Source organism: Pauljensenia hongkongensis (genome assembly GCF_001746855.1).
Classification (GTDB): domain Bacteria; phylum Actinomycetota; class Actinomycetes; order Actinomycetales; family Actinomycetaceae; genus Pauljensenia; species Pauljensenia hongkongensis.
Map to the genome: position 1 here is coordinate 710,067 of NZ_CP017298.1, position 2,571 is coordinate 712,637.

Consider the following 2,571-nt stretch of genomic DNA (forward strand, 5'->3'; position numbering starts at 1 on the left):
GGTGCTGGGGCGCGGGCGCGCGGTGGCCGACGCCCTGGAGCAGGTCCTGGTGGGCACCCGGACGGGACGGCCCGCGCCGGGCGTGCCCGCCTCGCCGTTGCGGGAGGCGGTCGCCTCGGAGCTGGCCTCCGCGGGCCTGCCCACCGCCGGCGGCAAGCGCTTGTCCCTCACCCCGGGCCGGGGCGGGGCGGACCTGGCGCGCTCGGTGCTCCTGCGGCGCCTGTGCGCCGGGGGCATCGCCTACGGCCGGCCGCTCGCGGCGGCGGCCACCCGGGGCGCCGAGGCGCTGGCGGAGCCGTGGGACGTGTCGTGGAGCGCGGCCACGGACGCCAGCATCGAACTCGCTTCCTCCCGGGGGCTCACCCCCGAACAGGTGGCGCGCACGGCCCTGCTCACGCGGGAGGCGCAGGATCCCGCCAACGTGATCGCCCTGCTGCGCGAGGCCGCCGCCTGCGCCTGCCCCTCCGCCGTGGAGCGGGCGCTCGCCGCCGCCCAGGCGATGGCGTCGACCGTTGGCTTCGCCGACGCGGTCGCCCTGGGGACTGCCCTGGCCGACGTGTCGCGCTGCCACATCCCCGCCTCCTCGCTGCTGCCCGCGCGGTGCCGCGAGAGGAGCGAGGAGTTGGGCGCGCTCCTCGCATCGGCTGCGCTGCGCGAAATCCGGGGCATCGAGGGCTCGGACGACGTGGCCGACGCCTCGGCGCTGGCGGCCTTCGCCTCGGTCGGGGCGCCCCAGGGGCTCTCCCTGGACCACGCGCTGCGCCGCCTGGCCGCAGCGGGCTCCCCGCTCATGCAGGGCGCGGCCGCCGGGCTCCTCATCGACCAGGAGGGAGCCGCCTCGCGGATCGCCTCGTGGTTGGACGCCCCGACGGCGCGGGCGCGCTCGGCCCTGCGCCGCAGGATCGCCGGCCTGCTCGCCGCCGCCGGCCCGCGTTTCGACACCGCGCCCGCCGCCCTCGCCCTCGTCGACCGGGTGGGATCCATGCCCGACGACACGTTCACGGCGCTGCTGCCCGCGCTGCGCGGCGGCTTCGACGTCCTGGACGAGGAGGCGCGGGAGAGGCTGCTCGTCGACCTGGCGCCCTCCCTGGGGCAGGGGCGCGCCCTGGTGCTCTCCCCCGATGACACGGTCGCCGTGGCCCGCCACGACGCCGGGGCCCGGGCGCGCCTGGAGGCGCTGGGCCTGGCGGACCTCGTTTTCACTCCGCCGCAGCGGTGGCGCCTCGTCCTGGGCCTCCGCCGGGGGGACGAGGGCCCCCGCGAGCTCCGCCTCGCCTCGGCGCTCGACGAGCTCTACGGGCGGCCCCGCGCCGACGCCCTCGACGAGCAGTCGCGCAGCGCGGGCATCGGCCCCTCCCAGTTGGGCGTGCGCCAGTGGGAGCAGGAGATCGAGGCCTTGTTCGGGCGCGGCGAGGTCGAGGAGATCTTTGGGGAGGCCGCGCAGCGGGGGCGGGGCGACGTCCTGGAGCGCCTCGACCCCGATTCGGTGCGCCCCTCCGTGGAGCTTCTCACCACCGCCCTGTCCCTGGTGGGGGCGCTGCCCGAGGCGCGCCTGGCGAAGCTGCGGCCCCTGGTCGCCCGCCTCACCCGGGAGCTGGCCGAGGAGTTGGCGGTGCGGATGCGCCCGGCCCTCAGCGCCTTGGCGTCGGCCGCTCCGACGCGGCGTCCCAATGGGCGCCTCGACCTCCCCCGGACGCTGCGCGCGAACCTGCGCCACGTCGCCGCCGTCGATGGGCGCCCCCAGGTGGTCCCCGTGCACCCGGTGTTCCACGCGACCCGGGCCCGCCAGGTCGATTGGCGCCTCGTCCTCCTGGTCGACGTGTCGGGCTCGATGTCGCAGTCCGTGGTCTACAGCGCGCTGACGGCCGCCGTCCTGGCGCAGTCGGGGTGCCTGTCGGTGGACTTCCTGGCGTTCAGCTCGGAGGTCATCGACTTCTCGGGCCGTGTGGACGATCCCTTGTCGCTGCTGCTGGAGGTGGAGATCGGGGGCGGCACGGACATCGCGGGGGCGATGCGGGTGGCGCGCTCGCGCCTGCGCGTCCCCTCGCGGACCCTGGTGGTCGTGGTCTCCGACTTCGAGGAGTTCGGTTCCGTGGACGCCCTGGTCGGGGAGGTCGAGGCGATGCGCGCCTCGGGCGCGGTCCTGCTGGGGTGCGCGGCCCTCAACGACTCGGGGGAGGGCGTGTACAACGCGGGAGTCGCCGCCCGGGTGGCCGCGGCGGGCATGCGCGTGGCGGCGCTGTCCCCCCTGGACCTGGCGCGCTGGGTGGGGGCCGTCGTGAGGGAGGCGCCATGACGCGGATCAGTCCGGCCCTGCTGGCCAGGATCGTCAACGCCCTGGCCCCCCGGGTGCGCAAGCGCGCGGACGCCTACCTGGCCGACGGGGTCGAGGTGGGGCCCACGACCCAGGTGGCGGGCGCCAGCGTGCGCCTGGCCGGAGCGGGGGTCCTCACCGAGGACGACCAGATCGTCTGCGACTGCCTGTTGGCCCCCCGCTGCGCCCACCGCGCGGTGGTGGCCCTGTCCCTGGAGGTCGCCGGCGACGGCGACGGGCCAACGCCCGGGGAGGCG

At 77.2% G+C, this 2,571-nt stretch carries 2 protein-coding genes; both read left to right on the forward strand.

All coding sequences use genetic code 11. The annotated features are described in order from the left end of the window. On the forward strand, positions 1-2,296 hold a 2,296-nt coding region (locus BH719_RS02965), incomplete at its 5' end, for a DUF5682 family protein (RefSeq protein ID WP_034255184.1). Then, the coding region (locus tag BH719_RS09550) for a hypothetical protein (protein ID WP_009743257.1) at positions 2,293-2,571 on the forward strand (279 nt) is incomplete at its 3' end. The genes BH719_RS02965 and BH719_RS09550, both read left to right, overlap by 4 nt.